This window comes from Streptomyces sp. NPDC000941 (assembly GCF_053599555.1).
The window spans coordinates 1-26,639 of the sequence record NZ_JBSFMM010000158.1 but is presented as its reverse complement, the minus strand read 5'-3'; the positions used below and the strand labels follow the sequence as shown (position 1 = coordinate 26,639).

The 26,639-nt window shown below is 69.3% G+C and carries 22 protein-coding genes and 1 pseudogene; 14 read left to right on the top strand and 9 right to left on the bottom strand.

What is annotated here, in order from left to right:
* Nucleotides 1-2,426, top strand: a 2,426-nt coding sequence (locus tag ACWDSL_RS37040) for an alpha-mannosidase (protein ID WP_450492343.1), incomplete at its 5' end; no start/stop codon positions are given.
* A gap of 59 nt (nt 2,427-2,485) precedes the next feature.
* Nucleotides 2,486-3,634 carry an ROK family transcriptional regulator gene (locus ACWDSL_RS37035; protein WP_450492342.1) on the top strand — a complete coding sequence of 383 codons (1,149 nt, stop codon included), beginning with the start codon at nt 2,486-2,488 and terminating at the stop codon, nt 3,632-3,634.
* A gap of 47 nt (nt 3,635-3,681) precedes the next feature.
* Here the strand turns inward: ACWDSL_RS37035 and ACWDSL_RS37030 are convergent, their stop codons facing one another.
* Nucleotides 3,682-5,487 carry a coagulation factor 5/8 type domain-containing protein gene (locus ACWDSL_RS37030; protein ID WP_450492341.1) on the bottom strand — a complete coding sequence of 602 codons (1,806 nt, stop codon included), beginning with the start codon at nt 5,485-5,487 and terminating at the stop codon, nt 3,682-3,684.
* 440 nt (nt 5,488-5,927) lie between these two features.
* On the opposite strand from ACWDSL_RS37030, the gene ACWDSL_RS37025 reads away from it, so the two are divergent.
* The 3 genes from ACWDSL_RS37025 (at nt 5,928) to ACWDSL_RS37015 (ending at nt 9,957) form a co-directional block, all read left to right on the top strand.
* Complete coding sequence (locus ACWDSL_RS37025) at nt 5,928-7,016, top strand: DUF1996 domain-containing protein (RefSeq protein ID WP_450492340.1); 1,089 nt, start codon at nt 5,928-5,930, stop codon at nt 7,014-7,016.
* A 90-nt stretch (nt 7,017-7,106) separates the two neighbouring features.
* Nucleotides 7,107-8,855, top strand: a complete 1,749-nt coding sequence (locus ACWDSL_RS37020) for a discoidin domain-containing protein (protein WP_450492339.1) — start codon at nt 7,107-7,109, stop codon at nt 8,853-8,855.
* 61 nt (nt 8,856-8,916) lie between these two features.
* Nucleotides 8,917-9,957, top strand: a complete 1,041-nt coding sequence (locus ACWDSL_RS37015) for a LacI family DNA-binding transcriptional regulator (RefSeq protein WP_450492338.1) — start codon at nt 8,917-8,919, stop codon at nt 9,955-9,957.
* 3 nt (nt 9,958-9,960) lie between these two features.
* Here the strand turns inward: ACWDSL_RS37015 and ACWDSL_RS37010 are convergent, their stop codons facing one another.
* Nucleotides 9,961-11,295, bottom strand: coding sequence for an ROK family transcriptional regulator (locus tag ACWDSL_RS37010; protein ID WP_450492337.1), 1,335 nt, complete (start codon nt 11,293-11,295; stop codon nt 9,961-9,963).
* A 186-nt stretch (nt 11,296-11,481) separates the two neighbouring features.
* Between ACWDSL_RS37010 and ACWDSL_RS37005 the strand changes: the two genes are divergently transcribed.
* From ACWDSL_RS37005 to ACWDSL_RS36990, 4 genes are read left to right on the top strand one after another with little or no spacing between them, the layout of a single operon-like run.
* Nucleotides 11,482-12,801 (top strand): ABC transporter substrate-binding protein, encoded by a 1,320-nt coding sequence (locus ACWDSL_RS37005; protein ID WP_450492336.1) that lies wholly within the window; start codon nt 11,482-11,484, stop codon nt 12,799-12,801.
* A gap of 14 nt (nt 12,802-12,815) precedes the next feature.
* On the top strand, nt 12,816-13,814 hold the full coding sequence (locus tag ACWDSL_RS37000; protein ID WP_450492335.1) for a carbohydrate ABC transporter permease: 999 nt from the start codon (nt 12,816-12,818) through the stop codon (nt 13,812-13,814).
* On the top strand, nt 13,807-14,679 hold the full coding sequence (locus ACWDSL_RS36995; RefSeq protein ID WP_311724130.1) for a carbohydrate ABC transporter permease: 873 nt from the start codon (nt 13,807-13,809) through the stop codon (nt 14,677-14,679). Before ACWDSL_RS37000 ends, ACWDSL_RS36995 begins: the two co-directional genes overlap by 8 nt.
* A 29-nt stretch (nt 14,680-14,708) precedes the next feature.
* Nucleotides 14,709-16,073, top strand: coding sequence for a GH1 family beta-glucosidase (locus ACWDSL_RS36990; RefSeq protein ID WP_450492334.1), 1,365 nt, complete (start codon nt 14,709-14,711; stop codon nt 16,071-16,073).
* A 162-nt stretch (nt 16,074-16,235) separates the two neighbouring features.
* Here the strand turns inward: ACWDSL_RS36990 and ACWDSL_RS36985 are convergent, their stop codons facing one another.
* The gene (locus ACWDSL_RS36985) at nt 16,236-17,456 is read right to left on the bottom strand and encodes an MFS transporter (RefSeq protein ID WP_450492333.1); all 1,221 of its coding nucleotides are present in this window, start codon (nt 17,454-17,456) and stop codon (nt 16,236-16,238) included.
* A gap of 96 nt (nt 17,457-17,552) precedes the next feature.
* On the opposite strand from ACWDSL_RS36985, the gene ACWDSL_RS36980 reads away from it, so the two are divergent.
* Complete coding sequence (locus ACWDSL_RS36980; RefSeq protein ID WP_450492332.1) at nt 17,553-18,005, top strand: winged helix-turn-helix transcriptional regulator; 453 nt, start codon at nt 17,553-17,555, stop codon at nt 18,003-18,005.
* A gap of 97 nt (nt 18,006-18,102) precedes the next feature.
* On the opposite strand, the gene ACWDSL_RS36975 is transcribed toward ACWDSL_RS36980, so the two are convergent.
* Nucleotides 18,103-18,966 (bottom strand): alpha/beta fold hydrolase, encoded by an 864-nt coding sequence (locus tag ACWDSL_RS36975; protein WP_450492331.1) that lies wholly within the window; start codon nt 18,964-18,966, stop codon nt 18,103-18,105.
* Between the two features lie 231 nt (nt 18,967-19,197).
* Here ACWDSL_RS36975 and ACWDSL_RS36970 point away from each other — a divergent pair, with 231 nt between their 5' ends.
* Nucleotides 19,198-19,452, top strand: coding sequence for a hypothetical protein (locus ACWDSL_RS36970; protein WP_450492330.1), 255 nt, complete (start codon nt 19,198-19,200; stop codon nt 19,450-19,452).
* 62 nt (nt 19,453-19,514) lie between these two features.
* Here the strand turns inward: ACWDSL_RS36970 and ACWDSL_RS36965 are convergent, their stop codons facing one another.
* Entirely contained in the window at nt 19,515-20,600 is a 1,086-nt protein-coding gene (locus tag ACWDSL_RS36965) for a DUF5937 family protein (protein ID WP_450492329.1), read from the bottom strand.
* A 99-nt stretch (nt 20,601-20,699) separates the two neighbouring features.
* On the opposite strand from ACWDSL_RS36965, the pseudogene ACWDSL_RS36960 reads away from it, so the two are divergent.
* Nucleotides 20,700-21,937 (top strand): annotated as a pseudogene (locus tag ACWDSL_RS36960) (MFS transporter).
* A gap of 261 nt (nt 21,938-22,198) precedes the next feature.
* On the opposite strand, the gene ACWDSL_RS36955 reads toward ACWDSL_RS36960, so the two are convergent.
* Entirely contained in the window at nt 22,199-23,248 is a 1,050-nt protein-coding gene (locus ACWDSL_RS36955; protein WP_450492328.1) for an aldo/keto reductase, read from the bottom strand.
* 114 nt (nt 23,249-23,362) lie between these two features.
* On the opposite strand from ACWDSL_RS36955, the gene ACWDSL_RS36950 reads away from it, so the two are divergent.
* Entirely contained in the window at nt 23,363-23,833 is a 471-nt protein-coding gene (locus ACWDSL_RS36950; RefSeq protein WP_450492327.1) for a MerR family transcriptional regulator, read from the top strand.
* Between the two features lie 47 nt (nt 23,834-23,880).
* Here ACWDSL_RS36950 and ACWDSL_RS36945 read toward each other — a convergent pair whose 3' ends face one another.
* Together ACWDSL_RS36945 and ACWDSL_RS36940 are read right to left on the bottom strand one after the other, a co-directional pair.
* The gene (locus ACWDSL_RS36945; protein WP_450492326.1) at nt 23,881-24,033 is read right to left on the bottom strand and encodes a hypothetical protein; all 153 of its coding nucleotides are present in this window, start codon (nt 24,031-24,033) and stop codon (nt 23,881-23,883) included.
* Nucleotides 24,034-24,108: 75 nt separating this feature from the next.
* Complete coding sequence (locus tag ACWDSL_RS36940) at nt 24,109-25,038, bottom strand: dihydrodipicolinate synthase family protein (RefSeq protein ID WP_450492325.1); 930 nt, start codon at nt 25,036-25,038, stop codon at nt 24,109-24,111.
* Nucleotides 25,039-25,295: 257 nt separating this feature from the next.
* Here ACWDSL_RS36940 and ACWDSL_RS36935 point away from each other — a divergent pair, with 257 nt between their 5' ends.
* Entirely contained in the window at nt 25,296-25,910 is a 615-nt protein-coding gene (locus ACWDSL_RS36935) for a dihydrofolate reductase family protein (RefSeq protein ID WP_450492324.1), read from the top strand.
* A gap of 80 nt (nt 25,911-25,990) precedes the next feature.
* On the opposite strand, the gene ACWDSL_RS36930 is transcribed toward ACWDSL_RS36935, so the two are convergent.
* The gene (locus tag ACWDSL_RS36930; protein WP_450492323.1) at nt 25,991-26,515 is read right to left on the bottom strand and encodes a hypothetical protein; all 525 of its coding nucleotides are present in this window, start codon (nt 26,513-26,515) and stop codon (nt 25,991-25,993) included.
* Between the last annotated feature and the right edge of the window lie 124 nt (nt 26,516-26,639).

Sequence of the window (26,639 nt, the reverse complement as noted above, 5' to 3'; positions counted from 1 at the left end):
GCGATGTGGCGGGCACGGCGGCGCGGGCCCGCGGCCGGCCGGCCGATGTGCTGGCCCGGCCCGCCCACGCCTCCGCGCACACCATCGCCGCGGTCGGCCACGCCCATATCGACTCGGCCTGGCTGTGGCCGGTCCGGGAGACCGTGCGCAAATGCGCGCGCACCTTCACCAACATGATGACCCTCGCCCAGGAGTATCCGGAGCTGATCTTCGCCTGCTCCTCGGCACAGCAGTACGCGTGGATGAAGGAACAGCACCCCGAAATCTTCGCCCGGATGAAGACAGCGGTTGCAGACGGCAACTGGGTGCCTGTTGGCGGCATGTGGGTCGAGGCCGACGGCAACCTCCCCGGCGGCGAAGCGCTCGCACGCCAACTCGTATACGGGCGGCGCTTCTTCGCGGAGGAGTTCGGCGTGGAGCAGAAGGGCGTATGGCTGCCCGATTCGTTCGGGTACACCGCCGCCTACCCGCAGCTCGCGAAGCTCGCGGGGGCCGAGTGGTTCGTCACCCAGAAGCTGTCCTGGAACGAGACCAACAAGCTGCCACACCACACCTTCGCGTGGGAGGGCATCGACGGGTCGCGTATCTTCACCCACTTCCCGCCCGTCGACAGCTATGTCGCCTCCCTCACGGCGGCCGAACTCGCCCACGCGGAGAGCAACTTCGCGGACAAGGGCGTGGCGACGCGCTCGCTCGTCCCGTTCGGTTACGGCGACGGAGGCGGTGGCCCCAGCCGATCGATGCTGGAGAAGGCCCGCCGCCTGCGCGACCTCGAAGGCTCGCCCAACGTCGTCATCGAGGCGCCGGACGAATTCTTCGCGGCGGCACGCTCCGAACGCGACCAACTCCCCGTATGGCGTGGTGGGCTGTACCTGGAGAACCATCGCGGCACCTACACCAGCCAGACGCGCACCAAGCGCGGCAACCGGCGCGGCGAGACCTTGCTGCGCGAGGCCGAACTCTGGGCCGCGACCGCCCCCGTCCGGGCCGGGGCGCCGTATCCGTACGAGCGCCTGGAATCGCTGTGGCGGCGGGTCCTGCTCAACCAGTTCCACGACATCCTCCCGGGCTCGTCCATCGCCTGGGTGCACCAGCAGGCCGAGCGTGAATACGCCGAGATCCACGCCGAACTCGAGACACTGATCGCCGACGCGGTCGGCCATCTGCCCGGCGCGCCCGCGCTGCTCAACGCCGGTCCCTACGCCCGTCGCGAGGTCGCCATCGTCACCGGCAGCCAGTTCGCGGGAGCGCAGCGTCTTTTCGACGGACGCGGCGCCGTCCTCGCCGACGTCCCGCCGCTCGCCACCGGCGGCACGGTGGACACGCACCGGGGCTCCGTCACCGCCACGGCACAGGACGCGGGCTTCATCCTCGACAACGGGGTGCTGACGGTCGTCGTGGACCACCGCGGCCTGATCACGTCGGTGTACGACCACACGGCACAGCGCGAGGCCATCGCCCCCGGCACCGCGGGCAACCTCCTCCAGCTCCACCCCGCCGACCCCAACCTGTGGTCGGCGTGGAACATCGACCCGTACTACCGCGACACCGTGCGCGACCTGGACCAGGCCGAGTCGGTGACCCTCGTGGACGAGGGACCGCTGCTCGCGTCGGTCCGGGTCGAGCGCGCCCACGGAGCCTCCCGGTTCGTCCAGCACATCGAGGTCGCCGCCGAGTCCCGCCAGGTGACCGTCCGCAACGACATCGACTGGCAGGAGCGGGACACCGTCCTCAAGGCGGCCTGGCCGCTGGATGTGCACGCGGACCGGGAGAGCGACGAGATCCAGTTCGGCCATGTGCAGCGCCCCGCACACGAGAACACCAGCTGGGACGCGGCCCGCTTCGAACTGTGGGCGCACCGTTGGGTGCACGTCGGCGAACGGCACTGGGGCGCGGCCCTGCCGGGCGACTCGACATACGGCCACGACGTGGGCCGCGACACCCGCGAGGACGGCGGAACCACCACCACGGTCCGGCTCTCGCTGCTGCGTTCCCCGCACAGCCCCGACCCGCAGGCCGACCGCGGGCGGCACAGCTTCAGCTACGCACTCCTCGCGGGCACCGGGATCGAGGGGGCGATCGCCGGGGGCTACGCGCTGAACCTGCCGCTGCGTCCGGCCCCCGCCTCGGCCCGCTCCCTGGTCGGACTCGACACCACGGACGTCGTGGTGGAGTCGGTGAAGCTCGCGGCCGACCGCAGTGGGGACGTCGTGGTCCGCCTGTACGAGGCGTGCGGTGGAGCGGTCGCCGGGCGCCTGCGCATGGGCTTCCCGCTCGCCGAGGCGTTCGACTGCGACCTGCTGGAAGTGCCGACTCAGCGGTTGACGGCCCGCCCCGACGACGAACAAGCCGTCGATCTCCGGTTCCGGCCCTTCCAGATCCGTACCCTGCGCATGCGCCCTGCCGTGGCCGGGGAGGCACAGTGACGACCAGGACAACAAGAACCGGAAAGGCCACCATTCGGCGCGGCACCAACCTGCCGCGCATGGGTGACTTCAACGAATCCGTGATTCTCGACGCCATCCGCCGCCACCCCACCGGCCTGAGCCGCGTGGAACTCGCCCAGGCCACCGGCCTGTCCGCGCAGACCGTCTCGAACATCACCCGGCGGCTGCTCGACCAAGGTGTGGCCCGCGAATCGGGCAAGCACAACACAGGCAGCGGAAAACCTCGCACGCTTCTCGAAGCCGTCCCCACGTCCCGCTATGCCATGGGAGTCCACCTCGACCCGGCCGTCATCAGCTGCGTCCTGGTGGACCTGCTCGGCACGGTCGTGGCCCAGCGCAGCCGGCGGACCCCGAGCGGCGGCGACACCGACGGGACCGTGGCCGACATGGCTGCCTCGGTAGGTGCGCTCGTGGCGGAAGCGGGAGTTGACACGGCAGCGGTCCTGGGTCTGGGCATCGCGGCACCGGGGCCGATCGACGCGGCCGCCGGATGGGTCGTCGATCCGCCGGAACTGCGTGGCTGGGGCCGCTATCCGCTGCGCGACCGGCTCAGTGAGGCAACCGGATTCCCGGCCCTGCTCGACAAGGACGTCACGGCCGCCGTCGTCGCCGAGCGTTGGGCCGGGGCGGCCACCGACAGCCGCAACCTGCTCTTCTTCTACCTGGGCACCGGTTCCGGAATGGGGCTCGTGGTGGAGGACACCGTGCTGCGCGGCGTGTCGGGGAACGCCGGCGAGGTCGGCGGACTCGGCGCGGGCTTTTCAACCCGGACGCTCGTCGACGAGGCCATCGCCCTGGGCGCGCTCGGATCCGAGTTCACGGTCCTCGACCCGGCCGATGCCCAGCGCGGTCTGAAGCGGCTCGCGGAGCTCGCCGGTGAAGGGGAGGCGCAGGCGGACGGCATCATCGAGCGCCTGGGCATCCGCATCGGCCGAGGGGTGTGTGCGGCGGCGACACTCCTTGACGTCGGCACCATCGTCTTCGGCGGACCCACCTGGCAGCTGCTCGCGGACCGTCTGCTCACGACCATCGAACCGATGGTCGCTCAGTCCCCGTTCGTCAGGGCGACCCACCCGACGACGGTCCTTTCCACCACCCTGGGTGAGAATGTGGCCGCGGTGGGGGCGGCGTCCCTCGTCCTCGACCGGGCACTGTCCGCGCAGCCGAGGTCCCTGCTGCTGGGCTGAACCCGCACCAGTTCGTCAGGGCCCCCGGCTCGCCAAGAAATCGCAGATCAGGGATATGACACCACAGTGGAGGGCACGGTGGAGGTGCCCGAGGTAGGGGATCCGGTGTCATTGATGACGCGTTCGTACTGGCCGTTGCCGCCGAGAGAGACGACCAGCAGATTGTGGAACTTCACCCCCGGCGCGTTCGGGGCGGCGAAGCCGTGGTGCTGCACGATGCTCGGGTCCACGTTGTAATAGCAGTAGCTGCCGAGCCCCCATCCTTCGTGCGTGGTCACCGAGTCGGCCACCTTGTAGGCCGCGTAGCCCTTGATGGAGCCGTTCTGGACGGCCGCCTGGTTCGGGGCGTCGTATGCCTTCTCGTTCTGGAAGAAGATGGTGCGGCCTCGCTGACCGAACCACTGCACGTCGTACTTGTTGAAGTGCTCCACGAACAGCCCCGTGGCGAGCACGTCGTCACCGTTGACCCGGACTCCGTAGTCGGCCCGATTGGTCTCCCAGCCGACGCCGTCCCCGTGGTCGGCGCGCCAGACCCAGGTGTGGTCGACGATGGTGTGACGGCTGTTGATCACCATGCTGGTGGTGGCCTTGCCGGGGCCCGCGCCGCCGATGCGTATGAACACGTCCTGCACGGTGGTGGGGTTGGCCGAGTGGTCGGCCGAGGCCCCTTGCGGGCCGACTTCCAGCAGGGTGGCGGAGTTGACCGGTCCGGCGTCGATGAGGAAACCGGCCAGCCGGACCCCGTCGACATCGGCGACCTTCAGCGCGGTGACACCGTTGTCGGGAATGAGGGTGGCGTAGCCGAGGCCGAGGACGACAGTGTTCGCCCGGTTCACCTGGATCGGCTGGTCGAGGTGGTAGATCCCCGGGGTGAGCAACAGCTGGAGCCCCTGGGCGAGTGCTTCGTTGAGGGTGGCCGCGGTGTCGCCGGGCTTGGCCACATAGAACTGCGACAGGGGCAGCGAGGTGCCTCTGGGGGTGCCGTTGCCCCAGGTGACCCCGCGGGCATTGGTCCGCTTCTCGGGCAGGAAGACCCGGTACTCGGTGCCGTTGAGGTAGAGGAAGGGCTTCTCCCGCGAGATGGGGGTGGTGTCGATCGTGGTGTACGGCGGGTTCGGGAAGCTCTGCCCGGGCGCGCCCTCCACACCGGAGAACACCATGTTCCACACGGCGTTGAGCCAGCCGCCGACGGCGCTGTCGCGGGTGTACCACTGCTGCTGGGAGTACGGTCCCACCTGGCCGTCGATGCGGCTGTCCGCGATGTAACCGCCGCTCGCCCAGCCGTAGCCGTCGGGGGAGAGGTTGAGGCCGCCGCGGACATGCATACGCCGGAAGGGCGCCGCCTGCGCCACGGCCCAGCGGTTGGTGCCGTTGACCGGTATGAGCGCAAGGTTTTCCGCGGAACGCCAGAAGTTCTGCGTGGCATTGCCGTTGAACCACCCGGCGTCGACCGTGACATCGCCGTTGATGGTCGTGTCGTCGGGAGACAGCCCCAGCCCGGCGATCGAGGTGTAGAAGCCGAGCTGGGCGTTGAGCCCCTGGTAGGTGCCGGGTTTGAACAGCAGGGCGTAGCGCCCGGTGCCGAACTGTGCCGACTCCTGCTTCTTGAACACCTCGTCCAGTTTGGCCTGGATGCCGGGCGTGGACGGGTCGAAGACGATGACGTTGGGACCGAGGTCACCGCCGCCCGGCAGGGCGCGCGGGCTCCTGCTCCGGCCCGCGGGGGCGGCGGAGGCGGAAGCGGACAGGCCGACGAGGGCGGGGGCCGATGCGGCGGCGGCCGCGGCGCCGAGGACCGCTCGGCGGCCGACGGCGGGGCGGTCGGGGGAGGAATGCGTAGGGGAAGGCGTCATGGGGGCGGCTCTCCTGGTTCAGTAAATGAACGAGATGGGGGGTGAGGGAGCGCTCTCTTGCCGTCGCATGCTTCATCCATGTGAACGACACGTCAAGAGTTGTGACCGTACTCCTTGTCCGTTGCTGCTTTTCGATCCCCAATTCACGGGGCTGGTTGGGCAGTTTGGGGGCTATTGGGCGGGATATGGCTGTCGGTGTCTGCGGTCGTTATCTTCAAGAAGTAATAGAAACAGGGCTGATTCCCTCCGCTCGACGCCTTGACACTTTCGCGTCACCGCCGTGACACTCCCATCTCGGAGAGCGCTCTCCCACTCGTTGTCGCGGGCCTGTGACGGCCCGTCATACGGGCGGCCCCGGCCCGCACCCACGGCGCCGCGGAACCTCGCCGTGCCCGGCCGCCTGACCACTTTCGCCTTCTCTCCATGTGGCAGGAGTCTCCATGGCACGGAGATCGAAGATCGTCTCAGGAACCTTGATCGCAGGCGCGCTGCTGCTGACCTCGCTCGGGCTCGGTGGTATCGCGATGAGCGCCGAAGCGCCCCCGGCACAGCCCGCGGGCGGCATCACGGCCGCCCACGCGGGGCATGCCATGGCGGCGCCGTCCGCCTCCTCGCCCGAGGACGCGGACGGCGACGGTTACATTCCCGCGGACCCGCCGGTCACCGGCGTCACCTCGTCCACGAAGGAGCCACCCCACCGCTACTTCCACGAGTTCCAGGCCAACTGCTCGGTGAGCCACACCAAGGCGGACGACCCCATCGTGTATCCGCAGCAGCCGGGCGCGTCCCATGACCACACCTTCATGGGCAACACCACGACCGACGCGGCCAGCACCACGGCCTCTCTCGACGCCGGACGCACCACCTGCAAGGCGCCGGGAGACAAGTCGGGCTATTGGATGCCCACGCTCTTCCAGGGCGATCGGCCGGTGCTGCCGGTCGGCCCGCAGACCATCTACTACAAGGCGGGCGTGACCGACTACACCAGCGTGCGGCCGTTCCCCAAGGGGCTGCGCTTCGTGGTGGGCAACCCGATGCAGAGCGCCGAGGAGTTCCGCCGTCACCCCGGCTTCGTCGAGGGCTGGGAGTGCGGCGACAGCTTCTTCAACGTCGAGTTCCCCAAGGACTGCCCGAGCCGGCCGGAGGTCCAGCTCAACATCCGTTTCCAGGCGCCCAGTTGCTGGGACGGCAAGTACCTGGACACGCCCGACCACCGCAGCCATATGGCGTACCCCGTGGTCAACCCCGGGACGAACAACAACGTGTGCCCGGCCGACCACCCGGTCGCGCTGCCGATGATCGAGTTCAAGATGGCCTTCCCGGTCAACGGTGACCTCTCCCAGGTGAGGCTGGCCTCCGGCCCGAGCTGGTCGTTCCACTACGACTTCTTCAACGCCTGGGACGCGCCCACGCTCAACGCGCTCGTCGACCACTGCGTCGTCGGGGCGTTGCAGTGCGACGCCCGCGGCTACGACCAGACCCACCCCGAGGCCGGAGCGGCCCTCAACGACCACTACGAACTGCCCTGAACCGAGGTCCGGCCGCCCGGGTGGAAACTGGCGCGGCCGGGCCGCTTCCGCTTCCCCCCACTTTCCCCACACTGCGAAAGACACCCCACCATGACCCGGACCCGTACCGTTCCACGCCGTATCGCGGCGCCCCTCACCGCCGGTCTGGTGGCCGCCGGCGCCCTCGCGCTGCCCGGCCAGCAGGCACACGCCGCCGGAAGCGTCGTCAAGGTCGCCGGCGCCCCCGGTGACTGGCGGCTGACCGTGGACGGCCAGCCGTATCAGATCAAGGGCCTGACCTGGGGCCCCGCCATCGCGGACGCCGACCGTTACCTGCCCGACCTGCGGTCGATGGGTGTCAACACCATCCGCACCTGGGGCACCGACGCCACCAGCAAACCCCTTTTCGACTCCGCGGCCGCTCACGGCATCAAAGTGATCGCCGGTTTCTGGCTGCAGCCCGGCGGCGGCCCGGGCAGCGGCGGCTGTGTGAACTACCGGACGGACACCGCCTACAAGGACCAGATGCTCGCCGAGTTCCCCAAGTGGGTCTCCGCCTACAAGGACCACCCGGGCGTGCTGATGTGGAACGTCGGCAACGAGTCGGTACTCGGCCTGCAGAACTGCTACGGCGGCGATGAGCTGGAACGACAGCGCGATGCCTACACCACGTTCGTCAACGACATCGCCAAGAAGATCCATGGCATCGACCCCGACCACCCGGTCACCTCCACCGACGCGTGGACCGGCGCCTGGCCGTACTACCGGAAGAACGCCCCCGACCTCGACCTGTACGCCGTCAACTCCTACAACGCCGTCTGCGACATCAAGGCCACCTGGGAACAGGGCGGCTACACCAAGCCGTACATCGTGACGGAGACCGGCCCCGCGGGGGAGTGGGAGGTCCCCGACGACCCCAACGGCGTACCGCAGGAGCCCACCGACCAGGCCAAGGCCGAGGGCTACACCAAGGCATGGAACTGCGTCACCGGCCACAAGGGCGTCGCGCTCGGCGCCACCATGTTCCACTACGGCACCGAGGTCGACTTCGGCGGCGTCTGGTTCAATCTGCTGCCCGCCGGCCAGAAGCGGCTGTCGTACTACGCGGTGAAGAAGGCGTACGGCGCGGACACTTCGCACGACAACACACCACCGGTGCTCTCCGGGCTGGCCGTGGACGGCGATGCCACCAAAGTGGAGGCGGGCCGCCCCCTGACGCTTACGGTCAAGGCCACCGACCCCGACGGCGACGCCATCTCCTACCAGGTGCTGGGCAGCTCCATGTACATCGACAAGGACAAGAAGCTCACCCCGCTGCCCACCACCGACCTCAGCGGCGGCCGGCTGAGGGTCACCGCGCCGGACCGGCTCGGCGTGTGGAAGGTCTACGTCAAGGCCACCGACGGCAAGGGCAACGTCGGCATCGAGACCCGTTCCGTACGCGTCGTCCCACCCGCCGTGAACGGCACCAATGTGGCCCTCGGCAAGTCGGCCACCGCCTCCTCGTACCAGACAGGCGGCGGCGACTGCCCCTGCACCGCCGCCAACGCCGTGGACGGCAAGGCGGACACCCGCTGGGCTGCCGACTGGAGCGATCCGCAGTGGCTCCAGGTGGACCTCGGGACGTCCACCCCCTTCACCCACGTCCAGCTGGCCTGGGAGGCTGCCTACGCCAAGACGTACACCATCCAGACCTCCGACGACGGTCAGAGTTGGCGCACCGTCCGTGAGGTGGCCGACGGCAACGGCGGCGTCGACGACTTCGACGTCTCGGGCACGGGACGCTACGTACGTGTCCACGGCACGGCCCGAGGCACCGGCTACGGCTACTCGCTCTACGAGTTCGGCATCTACCGCTGACCCGTGGCGGGGCGGGAGAGCGCTCTATGACGCCGGGGCGCGCTGCCATTAGGGTGCGGGCATGAACCGACAGGCCCCGACCTTGGAGGATGTCGCCCGGGAGGCCGGCGTCTCCCGGGCGACCGTCTCCCGGGTCGTCAATGGCGTCCGCAATGTGGATCCGGCCATCCAGGACCTGGTGCGGCTCGCGATCGAGAGGACCGGCTACACGCCCAACCGGGCGGCCAGATCGCTGGTGACCCGGCGTACCGGGACCGTTGCGCTCGTGGTCTCCGGGGTCGGCGAGTCCTCGGAGGAGGAGCAGAACGCCTTCGCCGCCCGGGTGTTCACCGACCCGTTCTTCGGCCGGGTGGTCGGTGGGGTGGTCGGATTTCTGCGGCCTCGTTCGATGCACCCGGTGCTGATGTTCGCCGAATCCTCCGAGGCCAGGCAGGAGGTGCTGAGGTATCTGCGGCAGGGGAACGCGGACGGCGCCATCGTGGTGTCCACCCATTCCGGCGATCCGCTGCCCACGCTGCTGGCCGACGCAGGACTGCCCGCCGTGCTGTTCGCCCGGCCCGTGCGGCCGGTCGCGCTCAGCCATGTCGATCTGGCGCACTGGGACGGCGGCCGCCTCGCGGCCGAGCGGCTGCTGGCCCGGGGGTGCCGGAAGGTGGCCACCGTGTCGGGGCCGTCGACGGTGTCCGCCAGTCAGGAGCGGCTCGCCGGATTCCGCGACACCATGGCCCGCGGGGGCCATCCGTATGTTCCGGTGGCCGAGGGGGGCTTCACTCTGGACAGCGGGGTGACGGCGATGACGGCGCTGCTCGCCGAACATCCCGATGTGGAAGGGGTGTTCGCCGCCAATGACCTGATGGCGCAGGGAGTCTGCCAGGTGCTGAGGGAGTGCGGCCGACGGGTGCCGGACGACGTCGCGGTCGTCGGCTTCGACGACTCCGGCGTGGCCACCACCTGCCGGCCGCCGTTGACCTCGGTGCGCCAGCCGGTGGAGGACATGGCGGCGACGATGGCCCGGCTGCTCGACGAACACGTCCGGGGCATGCGCACCGAGCCGACCTCAGTCCTCTTCGAACCGGAGCTGGTGGTACGGGAGTCGGCGTAGCCCTCACACCAGTCGCGTGCCAAGGCTGGTGCGCCACCCGGGGGACGGCTCCGGCGCGGGGGGCGCGGGCAGGCGGCGCCCGCCGCGTGCGAAGAAGTCGGCGAGCGGCAGGGTCGCGGCGCCCACGGTCACCGCGTCAGGCCCCAGCGCGCCCAGGTCGATGCCGACACGTCCGGACGGGTACGGCAGCGCGTAGGACAGCGCGTGGCGGCGCACCGACTCCAGGAAGCGCGAGCCGAGCTGGAGGCCGGCCCAGCCGCCTACGAGGATGCGCTCGGGCTGGAAGAGATTGATCAGGTCGGACAGCCCCGCGCCCAGGTACTCCGCGGTCTCGGCGAGGACGGCGGCCGCCACCGGGTCCGGGGCGCCACCGCCGGCTCCGGCCGTGGGATTGGCGCCGTCCGGGGGGTAGGCGCCGGCCAGCATCGCCGTCAGGGCGGTCTCCTCGTCGGTGTCGGGCGGCGGCTGGCCGCCCGCCTCCTGCCAGCGTTCCAGCAGTGCTTCCGCGCCCGCGTAGGCTTCCAGACAGCCCAGCGCCCCGCAGCGGCACCGCCGGCCCCGCACCCGTACGGTGAGATGGCCCCACTCCACCGCCCGGCCGTGCTCCACGTCATCGGTGACGACGCAGGCGCCGACGCCCGAGCCGAAGAGTACGACCACCGCGCTGCGCGCACCGCGCCCGGCGCCGAACCACATCTCGGCCTGGCCCAGCGTCTTGGCGCCGTTCTCGATGAAGTAGGGCACCTGCTGGGGGAGATGGCCCGGCCGGCGCAGCATCCGTTCCAGCGGGACCGCCTCCCAGCCGATCGGGGTGCAGTGCACCACCGCACCGTCCTCCTTGGAGTGTTCGATGATCCCGGGGGTGCCGATGCCGACACCGAGGATCTGGGCGGGGGTGAGCCTGGCAGTGTTCAGGACCTCGGTGATGCCGTCCCGGATGTGGCCCGCGATCAGTTCGCTGTCGTAGCGGTCCGGGCGGGCTGTCCCGCGCGTGGGCAGTGGCCGCTCCGCGCGGCCCTGCTCGGCCAGCGACAGATCGAACAGCTCGACGCGGACCCGGGTCTCGCCGACGTCCACCCCGATCATGTGGCCGCTGCGCGGGGCGATCCGCAGCAGTGTGCGGGGGCGGCCGCCGTCGGAGTCGACGCTTCCGGCCTCCTCCACCAGCCCCTCCGCGAGCAGTTCGGTGACCACATTGCTGATAGAGCCTGAACTCAGCCCGGTCGCGGGGGCAAGCGAGAAGCGGCTCATCGGCCCGTCGAAGAACAACCGGCGCAGCACGGCGGTGCGGTTCTCCCGCCGCAGGTCACGCACCGTGCGGCTGTTGTGTGCAGCCACCTGACCTCCTCAAGTCCGGGCTCCGCGTAACAAGATACCTACTGCCGGATCTCTTGACGCGCCTATCTCTTGAGGTTTAACTCACGTCGTAAATTAAGCCCTGAGAGGCTTCGGGAGTTGAACGCACATCGACGTGCCCGGGCCCTCTTCGGCGTACTCGACTCCCGGAAAGGGACACCTGGAGCCATGCGCAGCATCCGAGCCGCGGCCATCGGCGCCGTCACCTTGTCACTCGCCATTGCCGCCACGGCCTGCGGAGGCGGTTCGTCCACGGCCGGAAACGGGTCCAACGACTCGCCGAAGACGCTCACGTACTGGGCCTCCAACCAGGGCGCGAGCATCAACGTGGACAAGAAGGTCCTCCAGCCCGAACTCGACAAGTTCAAAGAGCAGACCGGGATCACGGTCAAGCTGGAGGTGGTGCCCTGGTCGGAGCTGCTGAACCGGATCCTCACCGCGACCACCTCCGGCCAGGGCCCCGACGTGCTGAACATCGGCAACACCTGGAGCGCCTCACTCCAGGCATCCGGGGCCCTGCTGCCATGGGACGCCGAGAACTTCCGCACGATCGGTGGCAAGGACCGCTTCGTGGACTCGGCCCTCGGCTCAACGGGAGCGCAGGGCAAGGATCCGGCCGCCGTGCCGCTGTACTCGATGGCGTACGCGCTCTACTACAACAAGAAGATCTTCGCTGACGCGGGCATCGCCAAGCCGCCCGCCACCTGGGACGAACTGGTCGCGGACGCCAAGAAGATCAAGGAGCACGGTGCGGCGGCGCTGGGCGCCGAGGGGGCGAATCTGTCGGAGAACATCCACCACGCCTTCGTCTTCGCCAAGCAGCACGGCGCGGACTTCTTCACCGCCGACGGCAAGCCGGACTTCACCTCCGACGGCGCGGTCGCCGCGATCAAGCAGTACGTCGACCTGATGGCCAAGGACAAGGCCATCCCGCCGGGCAACGCCGAATACGCCCAGAACCAGTCCCTCAGCGACTTCGCCAAGGGCAAGACCGCGATGGTGCTGTGGCAGACGGCCTCCGCCACCTTCAAGTCGCTGGGCATGAAGGACGACGAGTGGGGCGTGGCCCCGGCGCCCACCCCCTCCGGCACCCCCGGCACCGGCACCTCCGTCAACTCGATGGTCGCCGGCATCAACATGGCCGTCTTCAAGAACACCGACAACCACGACGGCGCCCTGAAGTTTGTGAAGTTCATGACCAGCGACGCCGAGCAGAAGATCCTCAATACGGCGTACGGCTCCATCCCGCCCGTCAAGGCCGCCCAGTCCGACCCCGCGTTCAACACCCAGGCCACAGCCGTTCTGCGCAGCACCCTCGCCAAGAGCGCCGAGGCGCTGCCGCAGGTCCCCCAGGAGTCCCAGTTCGAGACGGCGGTGGGCACAGCCGTCAAGGAGCTGTTCGCCGACGCCGCCGCCGGACGCGCCGTGACCACAGAGTCGGTGAAGGCACGGCTCCACAAGGCCCAGCAGCAGATGCCGGCGAAGTGACCGCGGGCATCCCCATGACCACCACGACCGCCACCGTACAGGTCGACAAGCAGGCGGCGCCGGGGAAATCCCCCGGTGCGGCGCGAGGCCCGCGCCGCACCGGGCGGATCCGCCGCATCGCACTGCCGTACCTGCTGCTCCTGCCGGCCCTGCTGCTGGAACTCCTGGTCCATCTGGTGCCGATGGCGATCGGCATCCTGATGAGCTTCAAGGAGCTCACCCAGTTCTTCATCCGAGACTGGACCACCGCGCCCTGGTCCGGCTTCGACAACTATGAGCTCTCGGTGGACTTCGACGCGCCGGTCGGCGAGGCGCTGCTCCACTCGTTCCTGGTCACCTGCGGATTCACCCTGCTGTCGGTCGGCCTGTGCTGGCTGCTCGGCACCGCCACCGCCATCTTCCTGCAGGACACCTTCCGCGGCCGCGGCCTGCTGCGCACCCTGTTCCTCATCCCGTACGCGCTCCCCGTGTACACCGCCGTCATCACCTGGGCGTTCATGTTCCAGCACGACAACGGCCTGGTGAACCACGTCCTGTACGACCAGCTCGGCCTCACCGACAAGCCCTCCTTCTGGCTCATCGGCGACAACAGCTTCTTCGCGCTGCTCACCGTGTCGGTGTGGAAGGGCTGGCCGTTCGCGTTTCTCATCGTCATGGCCGGCCTGCAGAACATCCCCCGGGAGCTCTACGAGGCGGCAGCCCTCGACGGCGCGGGCATGTGGCAGCAGATCCGCCACATCACCCTCCCCTCGCTGCGCCCGGTCAACCAGGTGTTGGTGCTGGTCCTGTTCCTGTGGACGTTCAACGACTTCAACACGCCGTTCGCGCTGTTCGGCAAGGCGGCGCCGGAGGCCGCGGACCTCATCTCGATCCATATCTACCAGTCGTCGTTCGTCACCTGGAACTTCGGCACCGGCTCCGCCATGTCCGTCCTCCTGCTGCTCTTCCTTCTCGTGGTGACGGGCGTCTACCTCCTGCTGACCTCCCGACGAAGGAAGACGGCCGATGTCTAGCGCCACATCCAAGCCCCGCTCACCGATGGCCGCCCCGCGGTCCTTCCTCTGGGCCCGCCGGATCTTCCTCACCCTGCTCACCGGCTTCGTCCTGGTGCCCGTGTACGTGATGATCTCCAGCTCCCTGAAGCCGCTCCAGGACGTGTCGGGGACCTTCCGCTGGCTGCCCAGCGGGCTGACCATCCGCCCCTACATCGACATCTGGTCGACAGTCCCGCTCGCCGACTACTTCGTGAACTCGGCCATCGTGGCGAGCGCGGCCACGGTCTGCTCGGTGGTGATCGCGGTCTTCGCCGCCTACGCGGTCAGCCGCTACCGCTTCCGGGGCAGGCGCGTGTTCACCGTCACCGTGCTCTCCACCCAGATGCTCCCCGGCATCCTCTTCCTGCTGCCCCTGTTCCTCATCTACGTCAGCATCGGCAACACCACCGGCATCGCACTCTTCGGCTCCCGCGGCGGCCTCATCCTCACCTATCTCACCTTCTCGCTGCCGTTCTCGATCTGGATGCTCATCGGGTACTTCGACTCGGTCCCGCGCGACCTGGACGAGGCGGCGCTGGTGGACGGCTGCGGCCCGCTCGGCGCGCTGCTGAGGGTCGTCGTCCCGGCCGCGACCCCCGGCATCGTCGCCGTGGCCGTCTACGCCTTCATGACCGCCTGGGGCGAGGTGCTCTTCGCATCCGTGATGACGAACGACACCACCCGCACCCTGGCCATCGGCCTCCAGGGCTACGCCAGCCAGAACGACGTCTACTGGAACCAGATCATGGCCGCCTCCCTCGTGGTGAGCGTCCCCGTGGTCGCCGGATTCCTCCTGCTGCAGCGCTATCTCGTCGCCGGACTCACCGCCGGAGCCGTCAAGTGACCGGTCACCCCCTCTCCGAAAGGACGTACGTGTCCGAACTCCTGGATCTCACAGCCCTCCCGCACGACTTCCTCTGGGGCACGGCCACCTCGGCCTACCAGATCGAGGGAGCCGTCGCCGAGGACGGACGGTCGCCCTCGATCTGGGACACCTTCTCGCACACCCCCGGCAAGATCGCGGGCGACGACCACGGCGACGTGGCCTGCGACCACTACCACCGCTGGCGCGAGGACATCGGCCTGATGAAGCGTCTTGGCACCAACGCCTACCGGCTGTCCATCGCCTGGCCACGGGTGATGCCGGGCGGCGACGGGCCGGTCAACGCCAAGGGCCTGGCCTTCTACGACGACCTGATCGACGGTCTGCTGGAAGCGGGCATCACCCCCTCCGTCACCCTGTACCACTGGGACCTTCCGCAGGCGCTCCAGGACCGGGGCGGCTGGCCCGTACGCGACACCGCGGAGCACTTCGCCGCGTACGCCTCGGTCACGGCCGACCGCCTCGGCGACCGGGTCCACCACTGGACCACCCTCAACGAACCGCTGTGCTCGGCCTGGATCGGCCACCTCGACGGCGTGATGGCGCCCGGCCTCACGGATCTGACCGCAGCCGTCCGCGCCTCGTACCATCTGCTGCTCGGCCACGGCCTCGCCACCCAGGCGATCCGGGCCGCAGCACCGGGCGCCGAGGTCGGCATCGTCAACAACCTCTCCACCGTCCACGCCGCCACCGACCGGCCCGAGGACCTGGCGGCCGCGCGGCGCATGGACGGACACACCAACCGCTGGTGGCTGGACCCCGTCCACGGCCGCGGTTTCCCCGCGGACATGCGCGAGGTATACGGGGTCGAACTGCCGGAGCACCCCGGCGACCTGGAGACCATCGCCGCGCCCCTGGACTGGCTGGGCCTGAACTACTACTTCCCGGTCACCATCGCCGACGCCCCCACCGCTCCGGCCCCCCACGCCCACTCCGTCCGCCGCCCGGACGTGCCCCGCACCGGCATGGACTGGGAGATCGACCCCACCGGCATCGAAATCCTCCTGCTGCGCCTGACCGACGAATACGGCGCCCGCAAGCTGTACGTCACCGAGAACGGCTCCTCCTACCCCGACGCCATGCGCCCGGACGGCACCGTCGACGACTCCGAGCGCCAGGACTACCTCATCCAGCACCTCGCGGCCTGCGCCTCGGCAGCCCGCAAGGGCGCCCCGCTGGCCGGCTACTTCGCCTGGTCGCTGCTCGACAACTTCGAGTGGGCCTACGGATACGACAAGCGCTTCGGGCTCGTCCACGTCGACTACCGCACCCAGGCCCGCACCATCAAGGGAACCGGCCACCGCTACGCGGAGATCATCCGCGGCCATCGTGACCGGGCCCGCCACGCCGCCTGAGGGCAGCGAGCAGCACCACCACGACCGGAGCCGTGGAACCCGGCGCCCACCCGCGCGACAGCCGGGCCACCAACATGCCCACAAGCAGAAAGCTCCGTCTGCGCGCGGGTGCCCCGGTCACACGGCTTGCCCGGCACACCTGCACGAGACCGACCGCGCCGCCTAGTTGGCCGTGAACGCCCACAGCACGAGCCCGAGGCAGCTGAACGAGGCACCCAGCGCGCATACGGCGCCCCAGCCGGCCACCGTGTAGAGGGAGGTCGCGGCGATGGCGCCGGTGGCGCTGCCGATCGAGTAGAAGACCATGTATCCGCCGATCAGCCGGCTGCCCGCGTCCGGGTGCAGTGCGTAGATCAGGGTCTGGTTGGTGACATGGACCGCCTGCACGGCGAGGTCGAGAAGGATCACCCCGACGACCAGGGCCCAGAGTGAGCTGCGGGTGAAGGCCAGGGGCAACCACGAGGCGGCGAGCAGTGCCAGGGCGATACCGGTGGTCCGCCGGGAGAGTCCGCGGTCGTTCAGGCGGCCCGCCACGGTCGCGGCCAGGGCGCCGGCGACACCGATCAGCCCCAGCGCCCCGATCGCGCTGTGGGGCAGGAAGTACGGGGCCTCGCTGAGCGGCAGCGCGACGCTGCTCCACAGGGTGCTGAAGGCGGCGAAGATCAGCAGACCGAACAGGGCCCGGAGCCGCAGCAACCGTTCCCGTGCGAACAGGGTGATCGTGGAGCGCAGGAGCTGTCCGTAGCGCAGGGATGTCGGCGGAGCGTCACTGTGGCGCGGCAGCATTCGATACAGAACCAGGGCGAGCAGGGCAGTGAGCGACGCCGAGGCGACGTATACGGAGCGCCAACCCGCGAGATCGGCCATGAGGCCGGATGCGGTGCGAGCGAGCAGGATTCCGATGACCACCCCGCTGGTGACCAGACCGACGACCCGCCCGCGCCCGGCGGGAGGGGCCAGCGATGCCGCGAAGGCCACCAGCGTCTGCGTGACGACCGCGAGAAGCCCCATCGCGGCCATGCCCGCGAGCAGGATCGCCGCCGTGTGGGCGGTGGCTATCACGGCCAGTGCCACCAGCAGGAGCAGCAGCTGGGTCACGATGAGCCGTCCGCGGTTGGCCACGTCGCCCAGCGGTACGAGGAAGAAGAGTCCCAGCCCGTATCCGATATGCGTGACGGTGACCACGCTGCCGACAAGTGCCGGGCTCATGGCGAGGTCATGGCCCATCGTCACCAGGAGCGGCTGGGAGAAGTAGACGTTGGCCACCGCTGCCCCGCAGGCGACGGCGAACAGTATGACGACACCACGGGACAGGACGAACGCGGAACCTTCCCCGCTTCGGGCCTCGGTCCGTCGTGTCACAGCCTCACCGCTGCCGGGCATCGGCACTCCTCCACGTGTCTGGTTTCATCTTGCTACCAATGGCGACGGTAACTTTCTTGGTAGCATGTTGCAACCATCGTGAGAGTGAGGGACGCCATGGTGACCAGGACGCGCTTCGACGACAGCGAATGTCCCGTCGCCCGGTCGGTGGACGCGATCGGCGACTGGTGGTCCCTGCTGATCGTGCGGGACGCCTTCGACGGCAGCCGGCGCTTCGGGGAGTTCCAGCGCAGCCTCGGCGTGGCGAAGAACATCCTCAGCGCGCGTCTGCGCACCCTGGTCGCCGGCGGTGTCCTCGAAGTCGTCCCCGCCGCGGACGGCAGCGCCTACCGCGAGTACGTACTGACTCCGAAGGGCAAGGCGCTCTTCCCCGTCATCGTGGCGCTGCGGCAGTGGGGCGAACAGCACTTCTTCGCCTCGGGCGAGCCGCACTCAGAGTTGGCCGACCGCCGACAGGGGCATCGCCTCCGCGCACTGGAAGTGCTGTCTGCGGACGGGCGACGGATGGACCCCGACGACACCATCGTCCACAAGGTCTCCACCCAGTGATCTGAGCCGGGGACCCGGTGCCGACACACTGTCACCGTCGCTGTGAACGGATTGTGGCTCCACCGGAGATGAGTGCCCGGGGCAGGGCTGACCGCTTCTAGGCGGTCAGCCGATCCAGAATTCCCGCCACCTCCGCCGGGCGCAGGAGAAAGCCGACATGACTGGTGTCAAGGGTGTGCACGTCATACGGGTTGTCGGGCGTCAGCGCGTCGGCCTCGGCGATCAGACGATCCTGCATCGCCACCGGAAGTGAGCGGTCGCCGGTGAGTCGAATATACGTACGGGCGATCGTTCCCCAGGTGTCAGCCTGCCCGCGAGCATCCGCTGTCATCACGGCAAGCGACTCATCAGGCTGCAGAATGTTGATGAAGGCACGGAACTGCTCGTCGGTGGCATCCGCCATGACCGCCGCCTTGAGCGCGGCCAGCAGGTCGGGATCGGCCGTGCGGTAGTTCGCCCGCCCGACGCCGAGTCCGGCCGGGTCGCCCACGTTCAACGCGGCCAGCGGGGCCAGCAGGTTGTCGGCGAACTCGGCCTCCTGCATGTACTCAATTGGGCTGGACCGCTGTACGCACGACCACGCGGAAATGTACACAAGCCTGTCCACCAATTCGGGCACCGCGTTGCCCACTCCCGTGATGGTGGTCCCGCCAAGGCTTGCGCCTACCAGCACCACAGGTCCGTACCGGGCCACTCGGCGGACGACGTCAACCACCATGCCCACGTTGTCCTGCAAGGTGACGTCAGCCAGCGTCGAAGGCTCGACCGCCCAGGCGTCCAGGTCCTGGGGGGCCTGATAGGCCACCGGGTACTGCGCGTCAAAGCCGTGGCCCGGTAGATCGACGGCGAAGCTGCGCTGGCCGAGCAGCGCAAGTTCCCGCTGGACGGGCACCCACATGAACGAACTGGAGCCAGAGCCGTGGACCAGTACGAACGTAGGGCCGACGTGGTGAGTACTCATGGCCCGGATCGTAACGACCACACCGCGGCCTGACCTCTGGTTTTCGACAGCGGCCTGGCCGGGCGACATTGAGCTTTGACTGATGCGGCCGTCGGGCCGCCCTGGTCGTCCAGGCGGATGAAGCTCGCCACAGTGTCCACGACATCGTGAGCACCGATTCCGGCAAGTGGCACCTCCGGGTCGTGACAAATCACATGCGGCGCACCTCGGCCGACCAGTACGGTCGCGGGGATGACCAACACGGAGACGGACTGGCTCCAGCTCAACCGTGAGAACTGGGACGACAGGGTCCGTGTTCACGTGGTCAGCAACTTCTACGACCTGCCCGGATTCCGAGCCGGCGGGTCCACGCTGCGTTCGTTCGCACACGGTAAGGGTCTGGAACACGACTACTTCCAGATCCAGGCTGAGACCTACGACTTCCCGCACACCTGCACCGACGGCCCTCCGCTCACCCCTGACGAAGCCGGAGACCGTCAGGACTGACCTGCTCGGGCGGGGACAGATTCCCGCCCGCGGTCGCCCGCGTTCCGGCAGGCCGAAGTCACTCAGCGCAGTACGGCCGCCAGCAGGTCGGTGCCCAGCGCCGTCAGATCGGGAAGATTGAGGGTGTAGCGGACGTAACGACCGTGCCGCCGGGACGTGAGCAGGCCCGCGCGGCGCAGGACAGCGAGGTGGCGGGAAACCTCCGGGGGCGAAAGTTCCCAGACGTGGGCCAGCTCAGCGGTGGTGTGCGGGCCGCGAGCCAGGGTGCGCAGCAGCCGCAGCCGTACCGGATGCGCGAGTGCCTCCAGCCGTAGTGTGACCGTTTCCAGCGATACCGGCTCTGACGGACTCGGCTCGGCCACGGGGTACTGCACCACCGGCTGCCACCCGGGCGCGTGGACCACCACCAGGTGCGGGCTGCCGAAGACACTGGGGATGAAGGTGACCCCGGTGCCGTGGGCGGCGGTCGCCTTGTCCTGCAGTTTGTCCACGACGATGCAGTCGCCGTCCGGTGCCAGGGTGACCGCGCCGGAGACCGATGCGAGTGCCGCTCCGATGCCCTGGCGCTTCAGCAGGTCATTCTTCAGGCGCAGGTCGGTGGCGAGCCGCACGGCGACGCCCGTCCAGGCGGCGTCGAAGAAGGCCTCGGCGCACTGTTCGAGGGTGTGGCGCACTCGCGCCCGCACAGCGGCCGGGTCGGCGAGCAGCCGTTCCGCGAAGGCATCCTGCCGCGCGCCGCGGGCCTGGGCCAGGTCCAGGGCCCGCTCGCGCGCAGTGGCGTCGGTGAGCGGCGACGGTGCGGCGAAGTGGGTCCGGTTGCCGCCGCACGTGGTGACGAGGGCGGCGGTCACATACGTTTCGTCGTCGATCCGGTCCACGTCGTCCAACTCCTCGGCGAGGGTCGGCCGAGGCCGGGCGGGGATCAGGAAGTCGGCTTGTGAGGAACGCCAGAGGAACTCCGCCTCCCGCAACCGCTCGGCCAGCTCCGGCCGCAGCCCGGCCCAGACATCCCCGGCCCAGCCGGCGAGCTGCGGATGGTGCCCGGGTTCGGCCAGTACGTGCAGCATCGCGGTCAGCTCGGCGAGCGGGGAGGCGGCGAACCGCAGTCGCTCGGACGGCAGACCGCTGATGTCGATCCTCAATGTCACCCCTCATCATCACTGATCGGATGGCCGACTACGGCGTCGGTTGACGGTGTCCGTCAACCGACGTGCCCAGCCCGGCCGCCGAACGCACCGTTTGACGCCATGACAACCACCACCAAGATCCGGCCGCGCGCCCTCGTCCGTGCCTCCGGAGGCCCCCGAGATGCCGTCGCCCTGGCCGTGGACGCGCTCGGCACCGGCCTGCTGCGGCCCTTTCTGCTGCTCTACGGGGTGACGGTGCTGAAGCTGTCCGCTCCGGTCACCGGTACTGCCATGACGGTCGGCGTCGTCGCGGGTCTGGTGTGTATGCCCGCGGTGGGCCGATGGCTGGACCGGGGCGCACGCAGCACGGTCGTGGCAGCGTCGATGCTGGTGCGGGTGGTGGGCGTGGCGCTGCTGCTGGCCACCCCGGCGGGGCACGTCTGGCTCTTCGCGACGGCGGCGCTCTTCCTCGGCATCGGCAACCAGGCGTGGCCGGCCGCCCACGCCGCTCTCGTGGCCACGGTCGCCCACGGCCGGGAACGTGATGCGGCTCTTGCGGCAGGCCGTGCTCTGCGCAACGCCGGTCTGGGCGTGGGCGCGCTCATCGCCACCGTATGCCTGGCGGGCGGCACCACCGCACTGCAGGCGCTGGCAGCCGTCACCGGGCTCGCCTATCTCGCCGCGGCGGCCTTGGCATGGTCGGTCCATCTGCACGCGCATCCGGCCGCTACCCCGGCCAAGGACAGCGACGGCGGGCCCGCACCCCGGATGCGCGCGCTGCTGGCCGCCAACGTGGTCTACGTCTCCTCAACGTCCCCGAAATCGCGCTTCCTCTGATCCTGGTGACACAGTTGCACGCGTCCCCGGTGTGGTCGGCAGCCATCTTCGTGGCCAACACGGTGCTGGTGGTCACCCTGCAGGTTCCGGTCACCGTCCTGATGTCCCGCTTCTCCCGGCGGACCGTGCTGGCTCTCGCCGGCTTGGTACTCACCGCGTCCTACCTCGGTTTCCTCGCGGTCACCTCACTGGGACACGGCTGGGGTGCCCCGGCCGTCGCCATGGTGTCCGTGGTCTGCACCATCGGCGAGATCATCTATGCCGGCAGCGCCACCGCGCTCGTCACCGCCCTCGCCCCGGCCCATGTCCTGGGACGCGTCCTCGCCCGCTTCGAGCTCTCCACGGGCTTCGGCCTCGCCGTCTCCCCGGTGGTCATCACCGCTCTCGCCCCTCACGGCTCGGCCGCCCTCTGGGGCAGCCTCGCCGGTGTGACGCTCCTCTCCTCCTTCGCCGTCGCCACCGAGAAGGATCAAGCAACGCGGCTCAGCGGTCGCTGCCGCCAGGCGCGACCAGGCTCGTGAGCCCGGCAGCGGCACGACGTGCTGCTCGACACGGCCTCAGGGCTGTCTTACGCGGTGTCCACGCGCTCACGTCTCATGGGCCATGGCATTTCCTCATGGCCCGTCAGGGTGTGCGAACGCTAACCGGTACGCACCCGTTGACGACGCGGCCCATACCGGTTCGGTAGCGTCCTCGGTACGGCTGTCATGCCGTCCGCCTGCGAGTGTTGCGGGGCTTGCTGGTCAGCCACCGCCGCGACGCCCGCCGGGCAGTCGCCGACCTCAGGCCGCGGCGCGTTCGGCGAGTGGGCGGCGCCGCAAGGCGGTGTCGGTCAGCGATCGCGGCGGGAAGGAGACGCTGGGGTTGTACCGGTTCACCCCGGGCGGCACGATCTCGTCGATCCGGTCGAGGGCCGCATCATCCAGGGTGAGCGCGGCGCCCTTGACCAGATCCTCCAGCTGTTGCATCGTCCGCGGTCCGATGATCGCCGAGGTGACGGCCGGGTGGGCCACGGTGAAAGCTACGGCGAGCTGCGGGAGGGTGCAGCCGATGCTTGTCGCGAGTTCGACGAGCTGTTCGACGGCATCGAGCTTGGCGGCGTTTTCGGCGATCTCGGGATCGAAGAACGCCGGGCGGAGCGCGGCACGGCCGGCTGCCAGGTCGATGGGCTGGTCCTTGCGGTGCTTGCCGGTGAGGAACCCGAAGGCGAGGGGGCTCCAGACCAGTACTCCCATTCCGTAGCGCTCGCAGACGGGCAGGAGCGAGGCCTCGATCCCGCGGGCCAGAATCGAGTAGGGCGGCTGGGCGGTGCGGAAACGTCCGAGGCTGCGGCGCTCGGAGACATGGTGTGCCTCGACGATCTCCTCGGCCGGGAAGTTCGAGCAACCGAAGGCGCGGATCTTTCCCTGGCGCACGAGGTCGCTGAGCACCGAGAGCGTCTCCTCGATGTCCGTGGAGTGGTCGGGGAAGTGGACCTGGTAGAGGTCGATCCAGTCAGTGTTCAGGCGCCTGAGGCTGTCCTCGACCGCCTTGAGGATCCAACGCCGCGAGTTGCCACTGCGGTTGCGGCCCTCGCCCATCTGAAAGTGGACCTTGGTGGCGAGTACGACGTCGTCACGGCGTCCCCGCAGCGCCTTTCCGACGATCTCCTCGGACTCACCCTGTCCGTACATGTCCGCGGTGTCGACAAAGTTGATCCCCTGGTCGAGGGCGGCGTGGATGATGCGGACACAATCGTCGTGGTCGGGGTTGCAGCCATCCTGGAACATCATGGTCCCGAGGCAGTGGACACTGACCTCGATACCGGTTCTGCCGAGGGTGCGATAGCGCATGGTGATGCTCCCTGTTCAGTTCAACCGATCACGCAGAGCGACAGAAGTGTCGAACGCACGAGTCACCCTAGGAACTAGACTCGGCTCTAGATCAACCCCGTTACTCTGACCGCCATGGCAGAGATCACGACAAGTCTGAGCATCGGACAGGTCGCCGAACGCACCGGTTTGAGCGTTCACGCGCTGCGCTTCTACGAGCGCGAGGGCCTCTTCGTCAACGACGTGCGACGCGGACCCGGCGGACGCCGCGTCTACAGCGAGGATGACGTGGACTGGCTGACCGTCTGCATCATTCTCCGCGCCTCAGGCATGCCCCTGCCCGCGCTTCGCCGATACGCCGACCTCGTCAGAGAAGGCGCCGGTAACGAGGAAGAACGGCTCACGCTCATGCGCGAGCACCACGAGCACGTCACCGCCCAGATCGGCAGGCTCACTCAGTCCCTGGACCTGATCAGGTTCAAGGTCGGGGTGTACGAGGACCTTGTCGACCAAGGCAGCGTCGCCGCCCATCAATGCCACGCCCCATCCCCTTCGGCTGACGAAGAACGCACGCCACTGCTTCGCCACGAAGCAGTGGCCGAGTAACCGGCGGCGCTCCATGATCGCCCTTCGCCGCCTCACCCTTCGCCCCCTCACCGCCCCCGTGTCGCGCCGCGGGCAGCAGGAGGCGGCGGAAAGGGCGACCAGCCCGCCCAGCAGGACCGGTCGGGCTCCGACACGTCGGCGAAGGTGCGGAACACCGGCTTGAGGACGACTTCCGCGCCGTCGTACAGCGTCGGCAGCACCCCCGGACAGACCATCGACCGGGCCGGATCGGCATCGCCGGCACCGAGGAACGACCTGTGACAAGCAGGCGGACGCTACGCCGGGAAGAGCTCGGGCAGCAGCCGGTGGGCGTCGGCGCGGGCCGGTGCGACCGCGTCGACGGGCGCCGACGACGCCGGCCAGCGCAGCGTTACGCCGATGTCTGCCCAGCCACCGACGGTGGCCAGGAACTTGTCCAGCGCCGGGTTGGACAGCCCGCGGGCCTGCAACGGCGCGAGGTGCCGGGCGAAGAACTCGCCGATGCGCCGCTCCACGTCAGCGGCCGCGGCAGGATCCGTCATCATCAGCCGATACCACGCGACCGCGCCGCGAGGCATCATGGCTGCGATGTTGGAGTAGCTGCCGTGCGCGCCACGGGCCAGCCCGGACGCCAGCAGGTGGCCCGGCACGAAGATCGACAGCTGGGGCACGGCCTCCGCCATGGCCGCGTACCAGGCGTCGTCGCCCCCGGCCATCTTGACCCCGACGAGTTGGGGGACCTGGGCAGTCACCCGTTTGAGAAGCGGCGGCGGCACCTGGGTCTTGGCGTGCGGCGGGTTGTAGAGCACCAGTGGCACGTCGCCGGCGGTCTCGGCTGCACCGACCAGGAATCGCACGACCTCGTCGTCGCTCAGCGGGACCCAGTCCGGCAGGATCACCTGGATGGCGCCCGGCCGGAGCGCGGCCGCGCGCCCGATGCGATCGAGCATCGTCCGCGTGGCCGGATGCGAGGCACCGATCTGGTACGGCAGCCCGGCCGCCTCGCACCGCTGCGCCAGCATCGCGTTCACCCGGTCGAACTCGGCTTCGTCGAGGGTGTGGAACTCGCCTGCGGTGCCGTGAGCGTAGATGCCGTCGATGCCGCTGGTCAGCAGCACGTCGAGCTGGCCCGCCAGCCGGTCCCAGACGATGTCGCCTCGCCCCTCGATGGGGAGCAGAAGCGTTCCCCACACTCCGGTGACCTGGTCCGCCGCCAATGGCTTCATCGACGCTCCCTCTCGACGCGGCGAGTCTAGATGATCGGTTTTGTGGCGGCCGGTCCTGCGAGTGGACCGGTTCCCGGCGACCCGTGGTGAACCTGCACGTGGTACTCCACGTGTCGGCATACACCCTCATCTGGGGGTGTATGGGGTCTATGCGGGCTGATCGATAAGGAGAGAGTTCCATTGGCTATCGGGTTCGTATCCGGCACACGCTGCATGGTGAGCGATGAGTTCGGGCGGCGGATCGGGTCTGCCCTGGTATGACTCGAATCATCGCTGACATCTCGGTCTCCCTCGACGGCTTCGTCACCGGGCCCGACCCCGGCCCGGACAACGGTCTGGGTACCGGCGGCGAGGCCCTGCACACATGGGCGTTTTCCGACGACCCCGACGACCGCCGGGTCCTGCGCGAGGCGACCGCCCGCTCCGGCGCCGTCGTCCTCGGCCGTCGGCTCTTCGACGTGGTCGACGGCCCGAACGGCTGGGACGACAAGTGCGGCTACGGCGCCGGCGAGGTCGGCAAGCCCGCGTTCGTCGTTGTGACGAACTCGCCGCCGGAGTCGGTGCGGCTCACCGACCTCGACTGGACGTTCGTCACCACCGGCCTGCCCGACGCCCTCACCACCGCGCGCGAGCGTGCCGAGGCGGCGTCGTCGGACAGCGGCAAGGACCTCGATGTCGTCCTCATGGGCGGCGGCGCCACGATCGGCTCGGCGCTGGACGCCGGGCTGCTCGATGCGCTGACGCTGCACCTCGCGCCCGTCGTGCTGGGCGCCGGGACGCCCCTGTTCACCGGCGGAGCGCCGCGCACATTGGTGCAGCGGAGTGTGACCTCGACATCGACCGCTACACACCTGACCTACGACGTCCTCTGACGACGTCGTTGCGGAACTCCGGTCAGTCCTGACCACACGACTCTTGCTTCGGGGATCGAGGACAGGCGCCGGTGGTTCGGTCAGGCGGCGTAACGGAGCATCGCCGGGTCGGCCGGGGCCGGGGCGTGGGTCACGGTCGCGTGCACGGGGCGGGCGGTGCGGACGGTGGCGGTGGCCTGCGAGCGGTTCCGTGCGAAGACGAGGAGGCGCAGTACCGCGAACCGTGCGGCACCGGTGAGTGCGGAGGCGGACAGGTAGACGATCTGCTCGAGTATCGCGCCAGGTGCCGCCACCAGTTGCTGCAGGGCAACCATCGCCATGCAGGTCACCCCGTATGCGGCGGCTGCGGATCCGGCCGACTGGGCATGCTGGCGCCGGGTCGCGCGCCCGCCCGCGCCGAAGGTGAAGCGGGCGTGCAACTCGGTGGCGAGGAGCGTGGAAACCGCGGTGATGACGGCGTTGGCCAGGACCCAGGGAATCCAGGAGGCGAGGGCCGTCACGGCGAAGCTGGAGGCGATCCCCACACCGCCGCCGCAGACCACGAAGCGGGCGAAGGCGGTGAAGGCGCCGGGCGCCGCCTGCTCCTGGCTCTGTGCTGTCTCCATGATCCGACCCCTTTGATGGCTCACTCCGCGAAACGCGCGCCCCTCGGCCTCGATCCCCGAAGCAAGAGTCGTGTGGTCAGGACTGACCGGAGTTCCGCAACGACGTCGTCAGAGGACGTCGGAG